Origin of the sequence: Pseudomonas protegens (assembly GCF_013407925.2) — a bacterium.
In the GTDB taxonomy this organism is placed as follows: Bacteria; Pseudomonadota; Gammaproteobacteria; order Pseudomonadales; family Pseudomonadaceae; genus Aquipseudomonas; species Aquipseudomonas fluorescens_AP.
The window spans coordinates 4,244,696-4,264,784 of the sequence record NZ_CP060201.1; the positions used below are offsets into that span (position 1 = coordinate 4,244,696).

Annotated in this window: 16 protein-coding genes; 8 read left to right on the forward strand and 8 right to left on the reverse strand. The window is 63.1% G+C overall.

The features are described from left to right. Positions 1 to 65 precede the first annotated feature (65 nt). On the reverse strand, positions 66 to 1,190 hold the full coding sequence (locus GGI48_RS19690) for a methyltransferase (RefSeq protein ID WP_179599672.1): 1,125 nt from the start codon (positions 1,188 to 1,190) through the stop codon (positions 66 to 68). Positions 1,191 to 1,404: 214 nt separating this feature from the next. On the opposite strand from GGI48_RS19690, the gene GGI48_RS19695 reads away from it, so the two are divergent. Beyond that, positions 1,405 to 2,181 carry a ferredoxin--NADP reductase gene (locus tag GGI48_RS19695; RefSeq protein WP_179599674.1) on the forward strand — a complete coding sequence of 259 codons (777 nt, stop codon included), beginning with the start codon at positions 1,405 to 1,407 and terminating at the stop codon, positions 2,179 to 2,181. Between the two features lie 49 nt (positions 2,182 to 2,230). Here the strand turns inward: GGI48_RS19695 and mscL are convergent, their stop codons facing one another. Then, complete coding sequence (mscL, locus tag GGI48_RS19700; RefSeq protein ID WP_016968606.1) at positions 2,231 to 2,644, reverse strand: large-conductance mechanosensitive channel protein MscL; 414 nt, start codon at positions 2,642 to 2,644, stop codon at positions 2,231 to 2,233. 287 nt (positions 2,645 to 2,931) lie between these two features. On the opposite strand from mscL, the gene GGI48_RS19705 reads away from it, so the two are divergent. From GGI48_RS19705 to GGI48_RS19720, 4 genes are all read left to right on the forward strand, one after another. Continuing rightward, positions 2,932 to 4,473, forward strand: coding sequence for a catalase (locus GGI48_RS19705; protein ID WP_179599676.1), 1,542 nt, complete (start codon positions 2,932 to 2,934; stop codon positions 4,471 to 4,473). A 144-nt stretch (positions 4,474 to 4,617) separates the two neighbouring features. Next, positions 4,618 to 5,157, forward strand: a complete 540-nt coding sequence (locus GGI48_RS19710; protein WP_016968604.1) for an ankyrin repeat domain-containing protein — start codon at positions 4,618 to 4,620, stop codon at positions 5,155 to 5,157. A gap of 45 nt (positions 5,158 to 5,202) precedes the next feature. Further along, the gene (gene radA / locus GGI48_RS19715; RefSeq protein ID WP_016968603.1) at positions 5,203 to 6,570 is read left to right on the forward strand and encodes a DNA repair protein RadA; all 1,368 of its coding nucleotides are present in this window, start codon (positions 5,203 to 5,205) and stop codon (positions 6,568 to 6,570) included. A 33-nt stretch (positions 6,571 to 6,603) separates the two neighbouring features. After that, entirely contained in the window at positions 6,604 to 7,332 is a 729-nt protein-coding gene (locus GGI48_RS19720) for a hypothetical protein (RefSeq protein ID WP_409283883.1), read from the forward strand. A gap of 16 nt (positions 7,333 to 7,348) precedes the next feature. Here GGI48_RS19720 and GGI48_RS19725 read toward each other — a convergent pair whose 3' ends face one another. Further along, on the reverse strand, positions 7,349 to 7,717 hold the full coding sequence (locus GGI48_RS19725; protein ID WP_016968601.1) for a PilZ domain-containing protein: 369 nt from the start codon (positions 7,715 to 7,717) through the stop codon (positions 7,349 to 7,351). 239 nt (positions 7,718 to 7,956) lie between these two features. Here GGI48_RS19725 and GGI48_RS19730 point away from each other — a divergent pair, with 239 nt between their 5' ends. The 3 genes from GGI48_RS19730 to yjiA all read left to right on the forward strand — a co-directional run bounded on the left by GGI48_RS19730 (position 7,957) and on the right by yjiA (position 11,321). Beyond that, the gene (locus GGI48_RS19730; protein WP_047306180.1) at positions 7,957 to 10,023 is read left to right on the forward strand and encodes a carbon starvation CstA family protein; all 2,067 of its coding nucleotides are present in this window, start codon (positions 7,957 to 7,959) and stop codon (positions 10,021 to 10,023) included. Positions 10,024 to 10,038: 15 nt separating this feature from the next. Beyond that, on the forward strand, positions 10,039 to 10,236 hold the full coding sequence (locus tag GGI48_RS19735) for a YbdD/YjiX family protein (RefSeq protein ID WP_007937254.1): 198 nt from the start codon (positions 10,039 to 10,041) through the stop codon (positions 10,234 to 10,236). Positions 10,237 to 10,349: 113 nt separating this feature from the next. Beyond that, complete coding sequence (gene yjiA / locus GGI48_RS19740) at positions 10,350 to 11,321, forward strand: GTPase (protein WP_179599678.1); 972 nt, start codon at positions 10,350 to 10,352, stop codon at positions 11,319 to 11,321. A 23-nt stretch (positions 11,322 to 11,344) separates the two neighbouring features. Here yjiA and GGI48_RS19745 read toward each other — a convergent pair whose 3' ends face one another. From GGI48_RS19745 to GGI48_RS19765, 5 genes are all read right to left on the reverse strand, one after another. Next, entirely contained in the window at positions 11,345 to 12,052 is a 708-nt protein-coding gene (locus GGI48_RS19745) for a GntR family transcriptional regulator (RefSeq protein WP_016967005.1), read from the reverse strand. Between the two features lie 37 nt (positions 12,053 to 12,089). Further along, positions 12,090 to 12,803, reverse strand: a complete 714-nt coding sequence (locus tag GGI48_RS19750) for a FadR/GntR family transcriptional regulator (protein WP_016967006.1) — start codon at positions 12,801 to 12,803, stop codon at positions 12,090 to 12,092. 81 nt (positions 12,804 to 12,884) lie between these two features. Then, complete coding sequence (locus tag GGI48_RS19755) at positions 12,885 to 14,198, reverse strand: C4-dicarboxylate transporter DctA (protein WP_016967007.1); 1,314 nt, start codon at positions 14,196 to 14,198, stop codon at positions 12,885 to 12,887. A 354-nt stretch (positions 14,199 to 14,552) separates the two neighbouring features. Then, positions 14,553 to 15,806, reverse strand: a complete 1,254-nt coding sequence (gene glyA / locus GGI48_RS19760) for a serine hydroxymethyltransferase (RefSeq protein ID WP_016967010.1) — start codon at positions 15,804 to 15,806, stop codon at positions 14,553 to 14,555. A gap of 179 nt (positions 15,807 to 15,985) precedes the next feature. Further along, positions 15,986 to 19,834, reverse strand: coding sequence for a bifunctional diguanylate cyclase/phosphodiesterase (locus GGI48_RS19765; RefSeq protein ID WP_179599680.1), 3,849 nt, complete (start codon positions 19,832 to 19,834; stop codon positions 15,986 to 15,988). Positions 19,835 to 20,089 lie beyond the last annotated feature (255 nt).

Genomic DNA, 20,089 nt, shown 5'->3' on the forward strand with positions numbered 1-20,089 from the left:
CATCCCATCCCGTTGCCTTGCGGCACGGTTTCGACCCTTCGCTTGCGGAGGGTTTTTTTTGCCTGTTACTTGCGCGCCTTGAGGATCACGAACTTGGGCGTGGCCGCCACTTGTTCGACGCCGCGGAATAGCCGCGCCAGCTTGCTGTGATAGCCCAGGTGACGGTTGCCGACGATATACAGCGCGCCGCCTACCACCAGGGCTTCCCGGGCCTGCTGGAACATGCGCCAGGCAAGGAAGTCGCCCACCACCTGCTGTTGGTGGAACGGCGGGTTGCACAGCACCACGTCCAGGGACTGCGGCGCCTGACCGGCCAGGCCATCGCCGGCGCGCATCTGGGCTTCGCGCTCGCCCAGTACGGCCTGCCAGTTGTCCCGGGCCGACTGCACGGCCATGAAGGATTCGTCCACCAGCGTGTAGTGGGCCTGGGGGTTGTCCAGGGCGCTGGCGATGGCCAGTACGCCGTTGCCGCAGCCCAGGTCCGCGACCCGGGCGCTGCCCAGGTTCTGTGGCAAGTGCGGAAGGAACGCGCGGGTGCCGATGTCCAGGCCTTCGCGGCAGAAGACGTTGGCGTGGTTGAGCAGCTCGATGGCCGGCTGCTCCAGGCGATAGCGGGTCGGGTAGGGCGACACGGCAAGCGGTTTGGCTTCTGGCGTGGCGATCAGCAGGCGGGCCTTTTTCACCGCCAGGGAGGCCTGCACCGGGCCGATATAGCGCTCCAGCAAGTCGCCGGCGGCGCGGGGCAGGTGCTTGACCATGGCCGCCGCCACGACCTGGGCGCCAGGGGCCAGTTGTCCCTGCAGGCGGATCAGCTGTTCTTCCAGCAGGGCCAGGGTCTTGGGCACGCGAATCAGCACCCGGTCGAAGGAACCCTGCAACGGCTCGCTGGCCGGTATCACCCGCAGGGCGTCGAAGGGCAGGCCGTTGCGCACCAGGTTTTTTTCCAGGGCCAGGGCGCCCAGGTAGGAGTCGCCGCTGCTGCTGACCTGGACCTTGCCCAGCAGGCTTGCGGCCAGGGCGCCGAAGCTGTCGTTGAGGATCAGCACCCGGGTGTCGCTGGCCGGTTGCTGTTCGGCCAGGTGGTTGAGCAGGTATTCGTCCGCCGCGTCGAAGGCTTGCAGCGGCTCGTTCTGCTGTTCGGGCTGGCGGATCAGGTCGAGCTGGGCGAAGGGGCTTGCAAGCAGGGGCATGGGGCGGACTCTAGGTAATCGGTGAATGTCCCGGCGGTGGGGGCTGTCGAGCGCACGGGAACCCTCGAACAGCCGCGGCACGGGCTGTTCAAAGCGGGGCTAAATGGTACGTTTTTTTACCGGGGATTGCCCGCGCTCTATGCCACTACAAACCGCCGGTGTTTCTGTCCGGCGCTTTGCGGGACACTAGCGCATCGCTTTTGTGGAGCCCGTCATGACCGCCAGTGAAGAAAAGTACACTCGCCAGACCTTGCTCGAGGTGCAGCCGCTGACCTCCAGCCTGTTCACCTTGCGCACCACCCGGGATGCGGGTTTTCGCTTTCGCGCCGGGCAGTTTGCCCGTCTCGGGGTGACCAAGGCCGATGGCAGCACGGTGTGGCGCGCCTATTCCATGGTGTCGTCGCCGTTCGACGAGTTTCTCGAATTCTTCTCCATCGTGGTGCCCGGCGGCGAGTTCACCAGTGAGTTGAGCCGCCTGGAAGTGGGGGACCGCCTGCTGGTGGATCGTCAGGCCTTTGGCTACCTGACCCTGGATCGTTTTGTCGACGGTCGCGATCTCTGGTTGTTATCCACAGGCACCGGGATTGCGCCGTTCCTGTCGATCCTCCAGGACTTCGAGGTCTGGGAAAAATTCGAACGCATCATCCTGGTCTACAGCGTGCGCGAGGCCAGGGAGCTGGCTTATCAGCAGTTGCTCGCCGAGTTGCCCCAGCGTGAGTACCTGGCGGAAGTGGCCCACAAGCTGCAGTTCATCAGCACCGTGACCCGCGAGCAGCACCCGGGCAGCCTCAATGGGCGCATCACCCAACTGATCGAGAACGGCGAGCTGGAACGCGCCGCTGGCGTAGAACTGACCCCCGAGCACTCCCGGGTGATGCTCTGCGGCAACCCGCAGATGATCGATGACACCCGGGCCCTGCTCAAGCAGCGGGGCATGAACCTGAGCCTGAGCCGGCGGCCTGGGCAGGTGGCGGTGGAGACTTACTGGTAACCAAAACGGCGCCTTGAGGGCGCCGTTTCTTCGAGGGCTTGAGCCTGTGTCAGGGCTTGTTGTTCTGCGCCTTGAGCAGGTCGCGAATTTCCCCCAGCAGCTCTTCTTCCTTGCTCGGCACCGGTGGCAGTGTCGGGGCCACGGCCTCTTCGCGTTTCAGGCGGTTGATCACCTTGACGCCCATGAAGATGGCGAAGGCAATGATGATGAAGTCGATGATGCTCTGGATGAACTTGCCATAGGCCAGGACCACGGCCGGGGTATTGCCCTCGGCCGCCTTGAGGGTGATGGCCAGATCACCGAAGTCCACCCCACCGATCAGCAGCCCGATGGGCGGCATGACCACGTCGCCGACAAAGGACGAGACGATCTTGCCGAACGCGGCGCCAATGATGATACCCACGGCCATGTCGACCACATTGCCTTTGACCGCGAAGGCCTTGAACTCACTTAGCACGCCCATAGGTTATTCCTTGTTACAGATGAGGTTGGTTACGGCAGTGTAATTCAGCAAAAAGCATTTTGCCGACACAACTTTTTACAGCTCGCGGGGTTATCGACCGATAAACAGGCAAAGAGTTTATTCAAAGTGCCATCAAATCGCGCGCGATATACCCCGCATCAGATGAGATAACCAGAACATTTTGTCAATCGAGTGGTTGCGGGCTTTCTATTTATCATTCAAATAGTTAGCCACTAGCCTCTAGCGAGCGCATCGGGATGCGCCTCATATAACTAGAGGAATTCAACATGACCGCTTCTCTTGGCCTTGGGAGTCTTTCCCAGCGACGCATACTGGGCGTGCTTGCCGCCAGTCTGCTTTCCCTTTCCGTACAGGCCGCCACGCTGACCCGCGACAATGGCGCGGCAGTGGGCGATAACCAGAACTCACAGACCGCAGGCGCCACCGGTCCGGTGTTGCTGCAAGACGTGCAACTGATCCAGAAGCTTCAGCGGTTCGACCGCGAGCGCATTCCAGAGCGTGTGGTACACGCCCGTGGCACCGGCGCCCACGGCACCTTCACCGTCACCGACAGCCTCAGTGATCTGACCCGTGCCAAGGTCTTTGCCGCCGGTGAGACGACCCCGGTGTTCGTGCGTTTCTCGTCGGTGGTGCATGGCAACCACTCCCCGGAAACCCTGCGCGACCCACGGGGTTTCGCTACCAAGTTCTATACCGCAGAGGGGAACTGGGACCTGGTTGGCAACAACTTCCCGACGTTCTTCATCCGCGATGCCATCAAGTTTCCGGATATGGTGCACGCGTTCAAACCTGATCCGCGGACCAATCTGGATGATGATTCGCGACGTTTTGATTTCTTCTCTCATGTTCCCGAAGCCACTCGCACATTGACCGAGCTGTATTCCAACTCCGGAACTCCGGCCAGTTATCGGGAAATGGATGGTAATGGCGTGCACGCCTACAAGTTGATCAATGCCAAGGGCGAAGTGCATTACGTGAAGTTTCACTGGAAGAGTCTGCAGGGTCTGAAAAATCTCGATCCGAAACAGGTGGTCGAGGTCCAGGGGCGTGATTACAGCCATATGAGCAATGACTTGGTAACCCACATTAATAAGGGGGACTTTCCCAAGTGGGACTTGTATGTCCAGGTATTGAAACCCGAAGACTTGGCCAAGTTTGATTTCGATCCGCTGGACGCCACCAAGATCTGGCCGAATGTGCCCGAGCGCAAAGTCGGGCAGATGGTGCTGAACCGCAACCCGGCCAACGTCTTCCAGGAAACCGAGCAAGTGGCCATGGCCCCGTCCAACCTGGTGCCAGGGGTCGAACCGTCGGAAGACCGCCTGCTGCAAGGCCGGGTGTTCTCCTACGCCGACACCCAGATGTACCGCCTCGGCGCCAATGCCCTGCAACTGCCGATCAACGCGCCCAAGAGCCCGGTGAACAACGGCAACCAGGACGGCGCGATGAACCTGGGCCACACCAGCACTGGGGTCAACTACCAGCCGAGCCGCCTGATGCCGCGCGAAGAGCCGCAAACCGCGCGCTACAGCCAGATGGCGCTGTCGGGCAGCACTCAGCAGGCGAAGATCCAGCGCGAGCAGAACTTCAAGCAGGCTGGGGATCTGTATCGCTCCTTCAGCAAGAAAGAGCGGCAGGACCTGATCGACAGCTTCGGCGGCTCCCTGGCCACCACTGACGATGAGAGCAAGCACATCATCCTGTCGTTCCTTTATAAGGCTGACCCGGAGTACGGCACTGGCGTGGCCCGTGTGGCCAAGGGCGACCTGGCCCGGGTCAAGGCGCTGGCGGCCAAGCTGAGCGACTGATCGTTCACCGCGTCACGCCTGAAAACGTGACGCACCTTGTAGGAATGTTTCGCTTGTTGGCGAGCATGGGCGCCGCGCTGTCACCGGCGGCGCCCTCGCCGACACCCTGGCTCCTACGCTTCTCAGGACAAACGGAGGTGCGCCATGCGCCTGTTCATCTCACTGCTGACCCTGGCCTGGGCGCTGGCTGCCCAGGCGCAGCCAACCGATCCGGTGGCGGTCAAGGTGCAGCTGGAACACTACTATTTCGATGCCGCCCGCCGGGGCGACGTGGAGATGCTCGACACCTTTATCGAGGCCGGTTATTCCCTCGATACCCAGGATGAAAAGGGCTACACCGCGTTGATCCTCGCCGCCTATCACGGCCAGGGCCCGGCGGTGGAGCGCCTGCTGGACGCCGGCGCCAATGCCTGCGCCCAGGACAAACGCGGCAACACCGCATTGATGGGGGCGATCTTCAAGGGTGAAGTGCAGATCGCCCGGCGCCTGCTGGCCGCCGATTGCAGCCCCGACCAGCGTAACGGCGCCGGGCAGACTGCCGCCATGTACGCCGGTTTGTTCAAACGCGTCGAGTTGTTGGACGCCCTGGCGGCCAAAGGCGCGGACCTGAATGCCGAGGATCCCCTGGGCAATAGCGCCACGCGGCTGGCCAGCGGGCAGATACGCACCGCGCCGTCGCGCTGATCCGTTCCAGCTGAGCTATCATCGCGGTTTTTGCCGGGGGTTCAGATGGCCAAGGCCAAGCGCATGTACGGCTGCACCGAGTGCGGCTCCACCTTTCCCAAATGGGCCGGGCAATGCGGCGAATGCGGGGCCTGGAACACCCTGACCGAAACCATGATCGAAAGCGGCGGCGCCGCGGCCCCTGCCGGGCGTACCGGCTGGGCCGGGCAGCAGGCGCAGATCAAGACCCTGGCAGAGGTCAGCGTCGAGGAAATCCCGCGTTTCTCCACCGCTTCCGGCGAACTCGACCGAGTCCTGGGCGGCGGCCTGGTGGACGGTTCGGTGGTGCTGATCGGCGGTGATCCGGGGATCGGCAAGTCGACCATCCTCTTGCAGACCCTGTGCAACATCGCCACGCGCATGCCGGCGCTCTACGTCACCGGCGAAGAGTCCCAGCAGCAGGTGGCGATGCGTGCCCGGCGCCTGGGCCTGCCCCAGGATCAACTGCGGGTGATGACCGAAACCTGCATCGAAACCATCATCGCCACCGCTCGGGTGGAAAAACCCAAGGTCATGGTGATCGACTCGATCCAGACCATCTTCACCGAGCAACTGCAATCGGCCCCGGGCGGCGTGTCCCAGGTGCGCGAAAGCGCGGCCTTGCTGGTGCGCTACGCCAAGCAGAGTGGCACGGCGATCTTCCTGGTGGGCCACGTGACCAAGGAAGGCGCCCTGGCCGGGCCGCGGGTGCTGGAGCACATGGTCGACACCGTGCTGTATTTCGAGGGTGAGTCCGACGGTCGCCTACGTTTGCTGCGGGCGGTGAAGAACCGTTTCGGCGCGGTCAACGAACTGGGCGTGTTCGGCATGACCGACCGCGGCTTGAAGGAAGTCGCCAACCCTTCGGCGATTTTCCTGACCCGCGCCCAGGAAGAAGTGCCGGGTAGCGTGGTGATGGCCACCTGGGAAGGCACCCGGCCGATGCTGGTGGAGGTCCAGGCCCTGGTGGATGACAGCCATCTGGCCAATCCGCGCCGGGTGACCCTGGGCCTGGATCAGAACCGCCTGGCCATGCTGCTGGCGGTGTTGCATCGTCATGGCGGCATTCCGACCCATGACCAGGACGTGTTCCTCAACGTGGTGGGCGGGGTCAAGGTGCTGGAAACCGCCTCCGACCTGGCGCTGATGGCGGCGGTGATGTCGAGCCTGCGCAATCGACCGCTGCCCCACGACTTGCTGGTGTTCGGCGAGGTGGGGCTGTCCGGTGAAGTGCGTCCGGTGCCCAGCGGTCAGGAGCGCCTGAAAGAGGCGGCCAAGCATGGCTTCAAACGGGCCATCGTGCCCAAGGGCAATGCACCGAAGGAGGCGCCGCCGGGCTTGCAGATCATTGCCGTGACCCGCCTGGAACAGGCGTTGGATGCGCTTTTCGAATAATCAGAGCGGGACTCGCAGGGAAGGATGCAGCGGATGGGCATGACAAGGTTGAAGAGCTGGATGCTGGGGGCGGCGCTGTTGTGCTGTTCGACGCTGGCCATGGCCCAGCAGGCCGAGGTGCCGGAAGGCTATCGGATCGCGCAGCAGGTGCTGGTGGGGGATGGCTCGGTGCTGGAAGTCCTGGAGGACCTGCGTATCACCCCTGAACTGCATGCCAACAGCTGGGGCAGTGGCCTGGACGCTGACAGCCTGCTCCAGTCCGATGACGAGCACCCGGTTGCGCCGCTGGGGGCGCTGGCGCGCCTGGTGTCCGATGGCGGCGAGGTACTGGCGCAGAAGTCCCTGGGCTACCCGATGGCCACGGTGGAAAAGGCTCCCTTGAACGGCCTGCCGTCACCGGCGTTTTTCCTGACCATTGACCAGACCGCGCCCATGGGCAGCTACAGCGGTCCGGCCACTGAAGTCTTGATGCCGGAACAGAGTCAGCTGGACCCGGTGCTGTGCCAGGGCGAGGGCGGCGAGCGCCAGCCGCTGGTGTTCGCCCAGACCGGCAAGGCCGCCTGGCAGATCGTGCCCTCGGACAAGGGCGCCACCGAAAGCATCCAGCAGGTGTCGTCGGCGTCGTCGATGGAGAACGAAGAGTTCATCACCACCTACCGCACCTTTCGTTATGTCGACGGCCAGTGGACCGTTGCCTCGCGGCAACAGGCGGGTTACTGGGACATGGAAAGCGAGTTTCCTGAGCCTGCGCTGTTTCCCTGAACAGCAATGGGGTTGATCAGATATCGATCAAGGCCCCAAGCTCCCGCTCCAGTTCCTCGGGGTCTGCCAGGTTCAGCTCGATCAGGCGCCTGAGGTGTTCGATGGACTCCAGGCCGATGTGCAGGCAGACGAAGCCCAACTGGCCGTGATTGTCATGGGCCAGTTGCACGTCCATGCGCACATCGGCATCGGGACCCAGATGGATATCGGCTTCGAAGGCGCGATTGGGGTTGCCCAGCCAAGGATCGGGGCGCTCGATCAGCAGGCCCTTGAGGGACAGGTCCAGCAGCTGCACCGGCCAGCGGTGGGTGCCCTGGCTCAGTTCGGTCTTCGCATCGAAGGCGATGCGCTTGAAGCGTCGACGGTCGGCGTATTGCTCGCTCATGGGCTGGCCCTCTGCATGGTGCACTGACTATAGACCGCGGTTTATGACTGTCGCCACAGGCGGCCTGCCAGCGTGCGACGGCGTTATCGGTCAGGCTGGTCTGAGTTGAAAAAGTTTCGAAAAAAAACCTGCTCATTCTTTAAAAGAAGGCTCTAGACCAACGTGGGGGGTGGTCTTTGAGAGCAGTAGCGCTACACTCGAAACGCTGTCTTTCTGTCCACCCTGGCTGGGATAAAAAAATGAAAAATAATAATAGCCTGCTGCGCCATGTCCCCTGGCTGCTGCTGGCAATCGTAGGAGCGTGCGCCCTCGGCGTAGTTGCATTGCGCCGCGGCGAGGCGATCAACGCCTTGTGGATTGTGGTGGCCGCGGTGGCCATCTATCTGGTGGCGTACCGGTATTACAGTCTGTTCATTGCCAACAATGTCATGCAGCTGGACCCGCGTCGGGCCACTCCGGCAGTGATCAACAATGATGGTCTGGACTATGTGCCGACCAACAAACACATTCTCTTCGGTCACCATTTCGCCGCCATTGCCGGCGCGGGCCCGCTGGTGGGCCCGGTCCTGGCGGCGCAGATGGGCTACCTGCCCGGCACCCTGTGGCTGATTGCCGGGGTGGTCCTGGCCGGTGCGGTGCAGGACTTCATGGTGCTGTTCCTCTCCACCCGGCGTAACGGCCGCTCCCTGGGCGACATGGTCCGTGAGGAGATGGGGCGCATCCCGGGGACCATCGCCCTGTTCGGCTGCTTCCTGATCATGATCATCATCCTCGCGGTGCTGGCGCTGATCGTGGTCAAGGCCCTGGCCGAGAGCCCGTGGGGCATCTTCACGGTCATGGCGACCATCCCGATCGCGGTGTTCATGGGCGTTTACATGCGCTACATCCGCCCGGGCCGCATCGGCGAGATCTCGTTGATCGGCGTGCTGCTGTTGCTCGGCTCCATCTGGCTGGGCGGCCAGGTGGCCGCCGATCCGGTGTGGGGCAAGATGTTCACCTTCACCGGTATCCAGATCACCTGGATGCTGATCGGCTACGGTTTCGTCGCCGCGGTACTGCCGGTGTGGCTGATCCTGGCGCCCCGTGACTACCTGTCGACCTTCCTCAAGATCGGCACCATCATCGCCCTGGCGATCGGCATCCTGATCACCATGCCCGAGCTGAAGATGCCGGCCCTGACCCAGTTCACCGATGGCACCGGCCCGGTGTGGAAAGGCGGCCTGTTCCCGTTCCTGTTCATCACCATCGCCTGTGGCGCGGTGTCGGGCTTTCATGCGCTGATCGCCTCGGGGACCACGCCCAAGCTGCTGGATAACGAAGCCAACGCCCGCTACATCGGCTACGGCGGCATGCTCATGGAGTCCTTCGTGGCGATCATGGCCATGGTCGCGGCCTCGGTGATCGAGCCGGGCGTGTACTTCGCCATGAACAGCCCGGCGGCCATCGTCGGCGGCGACGTGGTCGCCGTGGCCCAGACCGTCAGCAGCTGGGGCTTTGTCATCAGCCCGGAACAACTGCAGGCGGTGGCCAAGGACATCGGTGAAAACACCATCCTGGCCCGTGCCGGCGGTGCACCGACCCTGGCGGTGGGTATCGCGCAGATCCTCCACCATGTACTGCCGGGTGAAAACACCATGGCGTTCTGGTACCACTTCGCGATCCTGTTCGAAGCCCTGTTCATCCTTACCGCTGTGGATGCCGGTACCCGTGCCGGTCGTTTCATGCTCCAGGACCTGCTGGGTTCCTTCGTTCCAGCGCTCAAACGCACTGAATCCTGGACCGCCAACCTGATCGCCACCGCCGGTTGCGTGGCCCTGTGGGGTTACCTGCTGTACCAGGGCGTGATCGATCCGCTGGGCGGCATCAACACCTTGTGGCCGCTGTTCGGCATCTCCAACCAGATGCTGGCCGGTATCGCCCTGATGCTCGGCACCGTGGTGCTGATCAAGATGAAGCGCCAGCGCTACATCTGGGTCACCCTGTTGCCGGCCGTCTGGTTGCTGATCTGCACCACCACTGCAGGCTTCATCAAGCTGTTCGATGCCAATCCGGCGATCGGCTTCCTGTCGCTGGCGAAGAAATACAGCGATGCCCTGGCCAGTGGTCAGATCCTCGCTCCGGCCAAGGACATCACGCAGATGCAGCACGTGATCTTCAACGCCTACACCAATGCCACCCTGACCGCCCTGTTCCTGCTGGTGGTGTTCAGCATCCTGTTCTATGCGCTCAAGGTCGGTGTTGCGGCCTGGGGCAGCAAGGAACGCACGGATAAAGAAGCGCCCTATCAGGCGGTGCCGGATGCGTAATCGAGGATTGCAAGCATGTTCAACGACCTGAGTCGCCTCGGTAAATACCTCGGGCAGGCCGCGCGCCTGATGGTCGGCATGCCCGACTACGACAACTACGTCGAGCATATGCAAACCAAGCACCCGGACAAGCCGGTGATGTCCTACGAGGCGTTCTTCCGGGAACGCCAGGAGGCCCGCTACGGCGGCAAGGGCGGTCCGAAGTGCTGTTGAAACACAGCGTATAAGTCACACCCAGGTAGGAGCCGGCTGGCCGGCGATAGCGACTCTTCGGACGCCATCGCAGCCCCGCCGGCTTCTACGTTTTTTGCGTGGGAGATCCTGTTTTGCAAAATCCTATTCCCGTCACCGTGCTCAGCGGCTTTCTGGGCGCCGGCAAGACCACCTTGCTGCGGCATCTGCTCAAGGCCGAGCACGGCTTGAAGATCGCGGTGATCGAGAACGAATTCAGTGATGCCGGCATCGACACTCAACTGTTGGGGAACGAGCCGGTCCAGGTCATGACCCTGTCCAACGGCTGCGTCTGCTGCACCATCCACACCGACCTGACCAAGGCCCTGTACCTGTTGCTGGAGCGTCTGGACAGCGGCCAGATCGCCTTCGACCGGCTGGTGATCGAGTGCACCGGGCTGGCTGATCCGGCGCCGGTGGCGCAGACCTTCTTCATCGATGAAGAGCTGCGTGAACGCTACATTCTCGACGGCATCATCACCTTGGTGGATGCCAAGCACGCCGAGTTCCACCTGACCCAGACCATCGCCCAGGCGCAGGTCGGCTTTGCCGACCGGCTGCTGGTGAGCAAGCGCGACCTGGTGGATGAGCAGGCTTTCGAGGCCCTGAGCCAGCGCCTGACACGGATCAACCGCCGGGCGCCGATCCGAGTGGTGGAGCACGGTCGGATCGACCTGGCCGAACTGCTGGATGTGCGGGGCTTTAATTTGAATGCCGATCTGGGCGGTGGCATCAGCCTGCGCCCGGTGAGCCAGGCTCCTGCGGTGGACCGGATTTCCAGCCTGGTGCTGCGTACCGAGCAGGCCCTGGATCTGGATCGTCTGAGCGCGTTCATGAATGAGCTGCTGGAGGACCACGGCAAGCAGCTACTGCGTTACAAGGGCGTGCTGAATGTGATCGACGAGCCGCGGCGCATGGTGTTCCAGGGCGTGCTCAAGCTCTATGGCTTCGATTGGGACACCGAGTGGGCCGAAGGCGAGGCGCGGGAGAGTGTGATGGTGTTCATTGCCGATGATCTGCCGGAAGCGAAGATCCGGCAGGGCTTCGAGAGAATGCTGGGGGGCTGAGGTTTTCGCAGGCAGGCCGGCTGCTACAGGTCGGCGGGAGGCGTGCCGAGCAGGCGTCGTTCCAGGTGGTCCAGATGCTGGTGCATCAGTGCTTCGGACAGCTCGACGTCGGCTGCCTGTAGCGCGTCGATGAGCGTCGCGTGCTCTTGCCAGGCGCAGTTGTGGCGGGCCCGGCCTTCGAACTGGGCGATGGCCAGGGACGTCAGGGGCACCAGGCTGCCGAGAAACTGCGCCAGCGGCGCGTTGCCCGCCACGTCTGCCAGTTGCAGGTGGAACTCGCCGGACAGGCGGATGGCCGGCCCGCGCTGGTCGCGCTCGATGGCTTCACGTTCCCGGGCGATCAACTGGCGCAGGGACTGCAACGGGCGCCGAGGCTGCTGGCAGACCAGGCGCACCAGGGTGATTTCTGTCAGGCGCCGGGCGTGCAGGATCTGCCGGGTCTGTTCCCGGTCCGGGGCGGCGACCTGGGGCCGGTGATTGGGTCGCAGGATTACCACTTGCTGATGGGACAAGCGCGCCAGGACCTGGCGGATGATGCTGCGGCTGACGCCGAAGGCCTGGCCGAGGCTGTCCTCGGTGAAGCGGCTGCCGGGGGCGATGCGCTGTTCGAGGATGGCGTCGAAGATTTGCGGATAGACATCATCCACCAGCAGCTTTTTTTCGCCGCACTGACGTCGCGGCAGGCTGGCCACCAGGGTGAAGGGATTGTTTTTCAGGGCGTAGCTGACCATGGCCTGTCTCCAGTCCAGTTGCTGACTCGGGGGTTGATTACAGGGCGTTGGCGCCCAGGTGATCGTCCGGAATGTTCAGTTCGATGCCCATGCGCTGGCCTTCCTGAAGGATATGCCGGCGCATTTCGGCGCTGGCCAGGGCGCTGTTCTTGTTACGGATCGCCCGCACCACCGCTTCATTTTCTTCCAGGCGTTCGGCCAGGTGCTCGGGCGAGTTGCGCAGGATCTGCGCACTCTGCTTGAGGGCATTGCTGGTCTGTTGCACCACGTTCTGGAAGATCGGGTTGCTGGTCAAGGTGAACAGTTCCTCGTGGAAGGCGATGTAGGCGTTGACCCCGGCTTCGCTGTCGCCGGCCTCCAGGGCCTCGCGCATGTCCATCAGGGTCAGGCGCAGCTGGCCGACTTCCTTGCTGCTGATGGATTGCGCCACCAGCCCGACGATGAACGGCTCCAGGGTGTAGCGCAGTTGCAGCACGTCTTCCAGGCTGGCGCCGGCCACGCTGCTTTCGGCGCCCTGGGCTTCGCCCTGAGGGGCGTCCAGCACCACCACGCCCTTGCCGGGCATGGAGCGCACCAGGCCCAGGGTCTCCAGGACGATCACCGCTTCACGCAGGCTGGGGCGGCTGATACCCAGTTGCTCGGCCAGTTCACGTTGCCCGGGCAGCATGTCGCCGGAGCGCCACTGGCCACGGGCCAGGGCGGCCCGGAGCTTTTCTACCACTGAATTCACAACCGTTGACGAGCTGATCACTGTTGACTCCATGAACTATCGGTAGCGCGCTGTCTTGCCGCGCTGATTGTTGTGCCTGCCGTGGGCCGGCACAAGATCGGATCAAAATTCCTGCTGATGGGCCGCGGCCGCCGGCTTGCGGGCCTGGAAGGTATAGCCCTGTTGACCACTGAGCACCTTGTTGGCCCGTTGCACGTCGATGTCCTTTTCCCAGCGGGCGATGGCCACGGTGGCCACGCAGTTGCCGATCAGGTTGGTCAGCGCGCGGCCGATGCCCATGAACCAGTCCACCGCCAGCACCAGCACCAGGCCCACCACCGGAATCGCCGGGATCGCGGTCAGGGTCGCAGCCAGGATCACCAGGGCCGAACCGGGAATGCCGTGGGCGCCCTTGGAGGTGATCAGCGACACCAGGAGGATGGTCAACAGGTCCGACATGGACAGCGGCGTGCCGGTGGCGTTGGCGATGAAGACGATGGCCAGGGTCAGGTAGATGGAAAAACCGTCCAGGTTGAACGAATAGCCGGTGGGAATCACCAGGCCCACGGTGGAGCTGCCGATGCCCAGGTGCTCCAGCTTGCGCATGATCTGCGGCAGGACGGCGTCGGAGGAGGCGGTGCCGAGGACGATCAGCAACTCTTCGCGCAGGTACTTGAGGAAGGGCAGCATGCGCAGGCCCGACAGGCGCATCACCAGGCCGAGGATCACCGCGACGAAGGCCAGGCAGGTCAGGTAGAACAGGCCCACCAGGCTGCCCAGGTGCTGCAGCGAATCCAGGCCGTACTTGCTGGTGGTGAAGGCGATGGCGCCGAACACGCCGATGGGCGCCAGGCGCACGATCATGCCCATGATGCGGAAGATCACGTGGCTCAATTCATTGATCAGCCGGGAAATGCCCGAAGCAGCTTCGCCCACCAGGTTCAGGGCGCTGCCGAACAGCACCGAGAACAGCAGCACCTGGAGAATGTTGTTCTCGGCAAAGGCACCGATCACCGAGGTGGGGATCAGGTCCATGAGGAACTGGGTGGTGGTGTGCATGTGCTGGCCGCGCTGGGCGATATCGCCCATGTCGGCGGTGGACAGCTGTTCCAGGTGAATATTGGCGCCGCTGCCGATGCCGGTACTGAAGGCCATGACCAGGCCGATCACCAGGGCGATGGTGGTGAGGATCTCGAAGTAGATCACCGACTTGAGGCCGATGCGGCCGACCTTCTTCAGATCGCCGGCGCCGGAGATGCCGCTGACCACCACGCAGAACACGATCAGGCCGATGAGCATCTTGATCAGCTTGATGAAGCCGTCGCCCAGGGGTTTGAGTTGTGAGGAGTATTCGGGGAGGGTGAGGCCACAGACGATGCCGAGCATCAGTCCGAGCACAACCTGGAGGAAAATCGAACGCGAGCACCATCTGAGCATGGGGAGAAATCCTGGTCGGTGTCCTGTCTGCCGTGCGCATGGGGAGCGCAGCGGATGGAGGACTTAATTATTGTGGTCTTACCGGTATGTCCAGTGCAGGCGCAGTCTACGCTCGGGTTTTACGGGTTTACAAGAGGCTCAACGAAAATTGGCTTTACCGGTCTGACCAGTGGTTTTTCCTCCCCTGGCTACTGTATCCGCCGCCGCAGGCTGCGATCGGCCGCAACGGCCGCCCGGGTATCTTGCGTTCGCAAGACCTCGCAGGCGCCTTTCAGCGCCTGGCGCAGCGGCCATCCAGGCATAAAAAAGCCCGGCGCTGAGGCCGGGCTTCTTGTACTGCGGTCTGCGGGCTGATTAAGCGCCGTATACCGGCAGCTTCTTGCAGATGGCCTTGACCTTCTCACGCACGGCATCGATCACCGCTTCGTTGTTCAGGTCCGCCAGGATGTCGCAGATCCAGCCGGCCAGTTCCTTGCACTCGGCTTCCTTGAAGCCACGGGTGGTCACGGCCGGAGTACCGAAGCGCAGACCGGAGGTGACGAACGGGGAGCGTGGGTCGTTTGGCACGGAGTTCTTGTTCACGGTGATGAACGCTTTGCCCAGTGCGGCGTCGGCGTCTTTACCGGAGATGTCCTGCTTGATCAGCGACAGCAGGAACAGGTGGTTCTTGGTGCCACCGGAAACCACGTCGAAACCGCGGGCGATGAACACTTCGGCCATGGCCTGGGCGTTTTTCACCACTTGTTCCTGGTAGGCCTTGAACTCAGGCTGCAGGGCTTCCTTGAAGCAGATCGCTTTGGCGGCGATCACGTGCTCCAGCGGGCCGCCCTGGGCGCCCGGGAACACCGCGGAGTTCAGCTTCTTCTCGATGTCGGCGTTGGCGCGAGCCAGGATCAGGCCGCCACGTGGACCGCGCAGGGTCTTGTGGGTGGTGGTGGTCACGACGTCGGCGAATGGCACCGGGTTCGGGTAGACGCCAGCGGCGACCAGACCGGCCACGTGGGCCATGTCGACGAACAGGTAGGCACCGACCTTGTCAGCGATTTCGCGGAAACGCGGGAAGTCGAGGATCTGCGAGTAGGCGGAGAAACCGGCCACGATCATCTTCGGCTTGTGCTCAAGGGCCAGGCGCTCGACTTCGTCGTAGTCGATCAGGCCGTTGGCGTCGATGCCGTACTGAACAGCGTTGTACAGCTTGCCGGAGGAGGACACGGCAGCACCGTGGGTCAGGTGACCGCCATGGGCCAGGCTCATGCCCAGGATGGTGTCGCCGCCTTGCAGCAGGGCCAGGTAGACCGCGGCGTTGGCCTGGGAACCGGCGTGTGGCTGGACGTTGGCGTAGTCGGCGCCGAACAGCTCCTTGGCGCGGTCGATGGCCAGCTGTTCAACCACGTCGACGTATTCGCAGCCGCCGTAGTAACGCTTGCCCGGGTAACCTTCGGCGTACTTGTTGGTCAGTACCGAGCCTTGAGCTTCCATCACCGCGGGGCTGGTGTAGTTTTCCGAAGCGATCAGCTCAATGTGCTCTTCCTGGCGCTGAGCTTCTTGCTCCATGGCGGCAAAGAGATCGGCGTCGTACTTGGCAATAGTCAAATCACGGCTGAACATGGCGGTCCTCAAGGATCGGGGGGGCAGAAAAGGGAGGCATTCTAACCCAATGGGTTTTAGATGGCATATGAAAGGACATCATGTCGCATAGAAGCAGCGTTCAAGTGACGAGCAGCAAGCCGCAGGCAGAAAACCGCCATGCTTTCTTGCCGCTGGTCGCTTGAAGCTTGCCACTGCTTCTAGTCGAACATGAACAGGGCGTCGTTGCTGAATTGCGCCTCGAAGCGATTGGCCGGCATCGGCCGGCCGAACAGGTAGCCCTGGACCTCGTCGCAGCCGTGTTCGCGCAGGAATTCCAGCTGTTCGTGGGTTTCCACGCCCTCGGCGATCACCGCCAGGTTCAGGCTGTGGGCCATGGCGATGATGGCGCGGGCGATCTGTGCATCCTGCTCGCCGGACGGCAGGCCGTCGACGAAGGTGCGGTCGATCTTCAGCACGTCGATGGGGAACTGCTTGAGGTAGTTGAGCGACGAATAACCGGTGCCGAAGTCGTCCACCGCGATGCTCAGGCCGAGGTTCTTCAGGCCGTCGAGAATCTGCATCGCCTCGCTGACTTCGCGCATCAGGATACTTTCGGTCAGCTCCAGCTCCAGGCACGCCGGCGGCAGGCCGGTGTCCTTGAGGATGGTGGCAATGCGCATGCCCAGCTGGCCGTCGGAGAACTGCCGCGCGGAGATGTTCACTGAAACCTTCGGCACCCGCACCTTGGCCTGGTGCCAGGCCTTGAGCTGGCGGCAGGCTTCGCTGATCACCCAGTCGCCGACATCCACCACCAGACCCAGTTCTTCGAGCACCGGAATGAAATCCCCCGGCGGCACCAGGCCGCGCCGCGGATGCCGCCAGCGCAGCAGCGCCTCGGCGCCGGTCAGGCGCTTGCCATCGCCGCTGAACTGCGGCTGGTAATAGAGCACGAACTCTTCCTGCTCCAGGGCGTGGCGCAGGTCGCTTTCCAGCTCCAGGCGCTCCAGGGCGCTGGCGTTCATGTCGGCCTGGTAGAACTGGAAGTTGTTCTTGCCGCGCTCCTTGGCGTGGTACATCGCGGTGTCGGCGTTCTTCATCAACTGGCTCAGTTCGTTGCCGTCCTGCGGACTCAGGGCGATGCCGATACTGGCGGTGACAAAGAACTCGCGGCCTTCGAGGACGAAGGGCTTGACCAGGCTGGCGAGGATTTTCTCGGCCACATTGATGGCCCGGTTCAGGGCGATCTCGCGGCTGGCGCGCGGTTGCAGGAGCAGGGTGAATTCGTCGCCACCCATGCGCGCCACGGTGTCGTCATCGTCGACACAACCGAGCAGGCGAGTGGCCATTTCCTTGAGCATGCGATCCCCCGCGGCGTGGCCCAGGGAGTCGTTGATCGGCTTGAAGCGGTCCAGGTCGAGGAACATCAGCACCACCCAGGACTTCTGCCGCTCCGCCGATTGCAGCGCGGTATGCAGGCGATCCTGGAACAGCGTGCGGTTGGGCAGGTGGGTCAGGGCGTCGTAGTAGGCCAGGCGGTGAATCCGCTGTTCGCTGGCCTTGCGCTCGCTGATGTCGCTGAAGAAGCACACGTAGCTGGCCAGGTCGCCTTCGTCGTCGAGCACCGCGGTGATGCCGACCCAGGCCGGGTAGTGTTCGCCATTGCGGCGCTTGAGCCAGACCTCGCCTTCCCAGGTGCTGTGCTGGTGCAACTGCTTGAGCACGTAGCGCAGGTGGGCTTCCTGCTGCTCGTCGACGGTGAGCATGTTGGGCAACTGATCGAGCACCTGGGACACGGCGTAGCCGCTGACCCGGCTGAAGGCTTCGTTGGCCTGGACGATGTAGCCGGCCGGGTCGGTGATCAGGATCGCCGAGGTCGAGTGTTCGAATACCGTGGCCGCCATGCGCAGGTCCTTTTCCGCCCGGCGCTGTTGGCTGATGTCGCGGCCGACCCCGAGCACGCCTTCGAACGCGCCGTGCTCGTCCCACACCAGGACCAGGCGCAGTTCGATGGGGATCTTGCGGCCGTCGGCCCGCAGGCAGTCGAACAGGAACAGCTGGGTCTGCACCTGACTGCGCAATTGCGCCAGTTGCTCGGGTTTGTCCAGGGCCTTGCTGACCCGGTCCATCAGGGCATAGATACCGGTCAGTTGCTGCGGGTTGGCGATGGTCGATTGCCAGCCGTTCTGGAAGATCCATTCCACGTCGTAGCCCAGTACGGCATGCACCGAAGGGCTGACGTAGTTCAGCGAGAGCTTGCTGTCGGTGGAGAAGATCACGTCGCTGATGCTTTCGGCGAGCATGCGGTAGCGTTGCTCGCTGTCACGCAGCGACTCGCTGGCCTCGATCTGGTCGGTGATGTCCTTGGCCACGCCGATGATTCGCGTCACCTGGTCGTAGCGATCCCGGGCCAGGGCCTGCTCGCGGATCTCGAAGCGCCGCCACTGGCCGCTGCGGTGGCGGAAGCGCAGTTGGCATTGCAGGAGCTGGGCGTAGGCCGAGTGGCGCTGTTCCTGGCGCAGGCGGTGATAGAGGTCGGCGTCTTCCGGGTGCAGGAGGATTTCCCAGAAGTACTCGCCCATCTGGTGCAGTTCGGTCTTGTTGTAGCCCAGGGTCTGGCCCAGGTGGTGGTTGCTGAAGATCATCCGTTGGCTGATCACATCCTGCACATACAGGTGATCGGGCACGGTGCGCACCACGTCGGACCAGAACCCCTCGCGCTCCAGCAGCGACAGCTCGATCAGCTTGCGACTGGTGATGTCGCTGATGCTGAGGATCACCGCGCTGTAGTCCTCGACGGCCTCAGGCAGGCGCAGGACCAGCCACAGGTGCTGGTCATTGCCCTGGGCGTCGCTGAGCTTGATTTCCAGTTCCAGCTGTTTCTGCTGGTTGACCACCGCTTCCAGCAATTGGCTGCCGATCGCGTTGCCGTTCTTCGGGCAGCCTTCGATCAGCAGTTGCCAGGCCTGGTCGCTGGATTCGACATTGAGCAGGCGCAGAGCCACCTGATTGACTTCGGTGATGCGCAATTCGCGCAGCAGTTGCTGGCGATGGTCCGGATGGCTGGCCTGCCAGCGCTTGAGCTGGTCGCTGTTGTGCACATGGTGTTTGTCGAGCAATTCCGGAAGCCCGGCGATATCCATGACGCACAGGGCCACGCCGGTGCCTTCGAAAATGTCCTGGTAGCGCCGCCGGCCCTCGTGCAACTGGCGCTGGCGCCGGCGCATGTTCAACAGGGCGATCACCGGCAGCAGGGAGAAGGCCAGGCCCAACAGGCATTTGCCAATAAAGGCCGGCAGCAGTTCCTCGATCACGGCCTGCTGGTCGAACAGGCCGCGCAGTTGCCAGTCACTGTTGCTCAGGGGCACCAGCAGTGCGCTGTCGGCCATTTCATCGGGTTCCAGCATGCCCGGGGTCGGGGTGCTGTGCTCGTCGCGCTTGATCACCTGGCGGCTGAGGCGGTTCTCGATCACCCAGGTCGGCTTGAAGCTCCCTTCGCTCTGGCGCACCAGGGTCTGCAGGAAGCTGGGCGCCAGGCGCAGTACCCAGTAGCTGGGGCTGGCGCCGCTGGACTGGTGCAGCAGCACATGCACCACCGAACCGTCGGCGGGGTTGCTGTAGTAGTAGCGCTGCAAGTGGCTGCGCTGGATCAGCTCGGCGAGCCAGGGGGCGTCATGGCTGTCGCTGGCACTGTCGCTGAGTATCTGGCCGGAGGCGTCCAGCAAGGCAAAGCTGCGCACATCCGGCAAGGAGCGCTGGAGCTTGTGCAGCAATTGCTGCTGTTGCTGGCTGTCCTGGGGCGATTCGACGATCGGTAGCAGATTGAGGGCGATCTGCGCATTGAGTGCCAGGTTCAGGCTCAGGTGGTCGGCCAGTTCGGCACTGTAGTCGATTGCTTGTTGACGCTGGTTCTTGCGGGTCTGCTGCAGTTGATCGAGCAGTTGCCAGAACAACAGAGCCAGGAGCAGCAGCACCAGCGTTGCCAGTGCGCCTTTGAGTGTGCCCCGCAAAGGATAGGCCGACGCGGAGGCTTTAGCGCGCGCGGGCTGTGGCGAAATGACGTTGGACAAGCTGTGATCCTGCGGTTTGGCTGGGCTGGCGCGACGTGCACTATAAGCCGGACGCCCGAAGGGCGGCTAGCATGCCTTGAGTTGTGGCAAAGTGCCAGTCCCGCCTGGCTGGACCTGGGTCGTGCATTGAGGTAGTTTTGCCGGTTACGCGGGAGCGTTCCAGCTCCAGACCATCAGGCTTTTTCCGCCCGTCGGTGTTGATCATGGTCAATGCCGGCGCTGCGCATGGCCTGGCCCGGGCCCGGCCCGTTCTAT

Excerpts from the sequence above, each read along its gene's own strand:
- GGI48_RS19745 (WP_016967005.1), bottom strand. The coding sequence starts at position 12,052 with ATGGTCAGCTACGCCCTGAAAAACAATCCCTTCACCCTGGTGGCCAGC.
- GGI48_RS19725 (WP_016968601.1), bottom strand. The coding sequence starts at position 7,717 with ATGAGCGAGCAATACGCCGACCGTCGACGCTTCAAGCGCATCGCCTTC.
- GGI48_RS19730 (WP_047306180.1), top strand. The coding sequence starts at position 7,957 with ATGAAAAATAATAATAGCCTGCTGCGCCATGTCCCCTGGCTGCTGCTG.
- GGI48_RS19705 (WP_179599676.1), top strand. The coding sequence starts at position 2,932 with ATGACCGCTTCTCTTGGCCTTGGGAGTCTTTCCCAGCGACGCATACTG.
- GGI48_RS19720 (WP_409283883.1), top strand. The coding sequence starts at position 6,604 with ATGGGCATGACAAGGTTGAAGAGCTGGATGCTGGGGGCGGCGCTGTTG.
- GGI48_RS19735 (WP_007937254.1), top strand. The coding sequence starts at position 10,039 with ATGTTCAACGACCTGAGTCGCCTCGGTAAATACCTCGGGCAGGCCGCG.
- GGI48_RS19710 (WP_016968604.1), top strand. The coding sequence starts at position 4,618 with ATGCGCCTGTTCATCTCACTGCTGACCCTGGCCTGGGCGCTGGCTGCC.
- glyA (WP_016967010.1), bottom strand. The coding sequence starts at position 15,806 with ATGTTCAGCCGTGATTTGACTATTGCCAAGTACGACGCCGATCTCTTT.
- GGI48_RS19755 (WP_016967007.1), bottom strand. The coding sequence starts at position 14,198 with ATGCTCAGATGGTGCTCGCGTTCGATTTTCCTCCAGGTTGTGCTCGGA.
- GGI48_RS19695 (WP_179599674.1), top strand. The coding sequence starts at position 1,405 with ATGACCGCCAGTGAAGAAAAGTACACTCGCCAGACCTTGCTCGAGGTG.
- radA (WP_016968603.1), top strand. The coding sequence starts at position 5,203 with ATGGCCAAGGCCAAGCGCATGTACGGCTGCACCGAGTGCGGCTCCACC.
- GGI48_RS19690 (WP_179599672.1), bottom strand. The coding sequence starts at position 1,190 with ATGCCCCTGCTTGCAAGCCCCTTCGCCCAGCTCGACCTGATCCGCCAG.
- mscL (WP_016968606.1), bottom strand. The coding sequence starts at position 2,644 with ATGGGCGTGCTAAGTGAGTTCAAGGCCTTCGCGGTCAAAGGCAATGTG.